The organism is Dehalococcoidia bacterium, from assembly GCA_041653995.1.
GTDB lineage: Bacteria > Chloroflexota > Dehalococcoidia > GIF9 > UBA5629 > CAIMUM01.
This window is the reverse complement of record JBAZEK010000068.1, coordinates 1-2,743: the sequence shown is the minus strand read 5'-3', so window position 1 is coordinate 2,743 and position 2,743 is coordinate 1. Positions and strand designations below refer to the sequence as shown.

General features: G+C 56.0%; 6 protein-coding genes. All 6 read right to left on the bottom strand.

Translation table 11 applies throughout. The annotated features are described in order from the left end of the window. Positions 1-329: 329 nt before the first annotated feature. Genes WC359_15510 through WC359_15485 form a run of 6 tightly spaced genes read right to left on the bottom strand, consistent with a single transcriptional unit; the run spans position 330 to position 2,615 of the window. Positions 330-656, bottom strand: a complete 327-nt coding sequence (locus tag WC359_15510) for a hypothetical protein (protein ID MFA5401859.1) — start codon at positions 654-656, stop codon at positions 330-332. A gap of 2 nt (positions 657-658) precedes the next feature. Continuing rightward, a complete protein-coding gene (locus WC359_15505) occupies positions 659-895 on the bottom strand; it encodes a hypothetical protein (protein MFA5401858.1) in 237 nt (78 codons plus the stop codon). Next, a complete protein-coding gene (locus WC359_15500) occupies positions 874-1,284 on the bottom strand; it encodes a hypothetical protein (GenBank protein ID MFA5401857.1) in 411 nt (136 codons plus the stop codon). The genes WC359_15505 and WC359_15500 overlap by 22 nt, the downstream gene beginning before the upstream one ends. After that, complete coding sequence (locus WC359_15495; protein MFA5401856.1) at positions 1,277-1,477, bottom strand: hypothetical protein; 201 nt, start codon at positions 1,475-1,477, stop codon at positions 1,277-1,279. Before WC359_15495 ends, WC359_15500 begins: the two co-directional genes overlap by 8 nt. Further along, on the bottom strand, positions 1,477-1,647 hold the full coding sequence (locus WC359_15490) for a hypothetical protein (GenBank protein ID MFA5401855.1): 171 nt from the start codon (positions 1,645-1,647) through the stop codon (positions 1,477-1,479). The genes WC359_15495 and WC359_15490 overlap by 1 nt, the downstream gene beginning before the upstream one ends. 47 nt (positions 1,648-1,694) lie before the next feature. After that, entirely contained in the window at positions 1,695-2,615 is a 921-nt protein-coding gene (locus WC359_15485) for a hypothetical protein (protein MFA5401854.1), read from the bottom strand. Positions 2,616-2,743 lie beyond the last annotated feature (128 nt).

Below are 2,743 nucleotides of genomic sequence, written 5' to 3'. Positions count from 1 at the left end.
GCCTTCAACAGCTCCGCCGCCTCCTCAACGGTCTGGACCGCGAACTTGTAGTCATATATCTCGTTCTCGGTGCGCCAGATATGCCATGCCCTGAGCTGGCCGGTCGTTATGCCGACCACCTCGTCGTTGGAGTGCACCTTGATTATCTTCACGTTCTCAATCATTGGAATCAACTTCAGCGTCAGGCTCACGGAGGCGGTGTGACAGGTGGATATTCAAACCCCTGGCACCGGCTTGTGGACCAGTGCGAGCCCCGTGGACCAGTACCAGCCGCCCTTTCCGGCCTAACGTCAATTAAGTATGGAATCGTGGAAATAAAAAGAAGAGGTTTACTTGACCAGTATCTGCCAGGAGCCCAATACGCCCTCGAAGCTGCCTTCCAACCCCTTGTTGAGGGCGTGGCCGGAGCCCACGGACCTGAGGTCCTTGACCCTGACCTTGACCAGCTTATGGCCGTTCTTCTCCGTCAACGATACCGATTCCAATACACCTTTGGACAGTCCCGGAACGCCTCCACCCCCGAGGTACACGGTCTTGCCCACATACTTTCTCAACGCCCTCGACCAGCGGTGGTGGGTGGAGTCGCGCCTCATCATCGCTCTGTCGGTCCATCCGTTGATGTCACCGGGATGGCCGCATCCAGCTATTACCTTCACATTTATCGCCTCCTGATTATGCCCTCTTTTCCATGGTCATCGTTTACCTTCTTGCTCCGTTTCCTCCACTCGTAGATTCTGCGCACTGGGGGCATATGGCATTCCTCGTCCCGCTTGCGCAGTTGGGGGACGGTCATCTCTGCCCCGCACTTGGGGCAGGCCTTCTTACCTCCAGGGGAGGGAGTGTGGTACTCCTTACACTGGTCGCAGTACATCCTCACACGCTCATCGTAGGCCACATCAGGCCGATGAGTTCCTGGGTCTCGGAGTCCATGGCCATGATGGCCTTGCACTCCTCGATAATCCGGTCCCTTCGGTCCGTCGCCTCCATGTGGTTGAAGACGTAGACGTCCCAATACATCATGGTGATTAGGTCGTCGTGATAGCAGGCCATTGCTCGCTCGCAATAGCACTTCTCCTTCCCTTCCAGGAAGTCGTCCACCAGACGACTGGCGTGGCTTGGCGTATGGTAGCCGATGGAGCCTTCGACCATCGCGGCGATGACGTACATTCTCCCCTTCTCATCTATTGCCTGGCGGATGACCGCCTTCATTTCATCTCTGGAAATCTCGCTCATGATTATCAAATAAAGTATCTCATCGAAGAAAAGAAAAAAGGGGTTACTCATTCTCGCAATCCAGCTCCGCAGCCCTCGCGCACTCCTGCGCCTCCTTCTCGTCCTGCTCCCTGAGCTTGTCCTTGTACTGCTCCTCGGAATCGTCCCACCATTGACAGCCACAGGATGCGCAGGTGCACAGCGCCTGGCCATGCACCATCTCCGAGCTGTAATCGAAGCTCCCACAATCTGGGCATGATGTCATTATTCATCCTCCGGCTCCGGCTTAAATCCGCATTCCGGGCACTCCTTGGGCATGAAGACCACGCCCTCGGACCAACCACAGACTGGGCAGGTGATAACATCGACCTCCTGCGGTCCCACGTACTTGCTACCTGGAGCACTGTATGATTTGATTTTCCAGTTCTCGGTCATAATTCACCTAATAAACTATGCGAACGAAATAATAAAAAAGAAAAGGTTTACTTCTTTTTCTTCTGCTCCTCTATCAGGATGACCTCTTTGCCAGCCTCCACGTACCTGGGGAAGTCGTCCACAATCAGCAGCTTGTTCGCCACCGATGATATGTGGTTGAACCCCGAGTAGGTGCGGTCCTGGTGCGAGCCGAACGATGTCAGGGAGTTGTGGATGTCCCACGCGGTCGGGGGAGAGTCCACGCTGAAGGACACGTCCGGTACGAGACCAGGCAGCTCTGAGCCCACGTCATCGGCCATGCGTATGGATAGCCCGGCACCGACCAGCAGAGGTCTAAGCTCCGCGAAGGGAATGCGCGTCTCGGCAGCGGATGCGACCGCCTTCTCATACGAAGGTATGCCCTTCATGATGTTCTCGATGGCACCGGCGAACCTCTTGACACCCTCGGTGTGGTTCTTGAAGTGGACCTCGCGGAACGCTCCCAGGAACTCTGTGGATGTCATGCCGTTGGTGCATCTCAGTCGCATGGCCATGCCTTTCAGGCCATACCCCATCATTCCATCCTGGCCGTTGAACCACTCGAAGCCGAAGGCCACGACGTCACCGACGCGGACCTCGCGCATCATGCTCTCCTCTTTGAAGAAGGAGGACGCGACCATGCGTCCTGGCATGGGCTCCCTGAACCCGCCGTAGGGGGTCAGGCCATGCTCCTCCACGGCGTCCAGCATGGGTACCGCGACCTCATAGTGTTGCAGCAGCCCGTATGCGCTGGATACGATGCCATAGGGGGCAAGGGTATCCTTGTTCCTCGTCAGCCGGTAGTCGACCAGGTCTATACCTTCCGGGCTCTTGGGAATCACCATCTCCGCGACCGGCAGGGTCTTGATGCAATCCATCATGCCCTGGGTGTTGCTGAACTGGGGATTCTTCACGAGCCTGGACCAAACATCTTTGATTTGTCTAGCCATGATTATCAATAATACTATGGCATCGAAGCAAAGAAAAAAGGATGAAAGGGTTTACTGGAACATCTCGTTCTTCCAGACCCAGCCATCGTATTCCCGGACGTCGCCGGGCTTGAGGCCACAGAAGCACT

Bases quoted from the DNA above. Each gene is read 5' to 3' on its own strand.
- WC359_15500 (MFA5401857.1), bottom strand. From the start codon at position 1,284: ATGAGTAACCCCTTTTTTCTTTTCTTCGATGAGATACTTTATTTGATA.
- WC359_15495 (MFA5401856.1), bottom strand. From the start codon at position 1,477: ATGACATCATGCCCAGATTGTGGGAGCTTCGATTACAGCTCGGAGATG.
- WC359_15490 (MFA5401855.1), bottom strand. From the start codon at position 1,647: ATGACCGAGAACTGGAAAATCAAATCATACAGTGCTCCAGGTAGCAAG.
- WC359_15485 (MFA5401854.1), bottom strand. From the start codon at position 2,615: ATGGCTAGACAAATCAAAGATGTTTGGTCCAGGCTCGTGAAGAATCCC.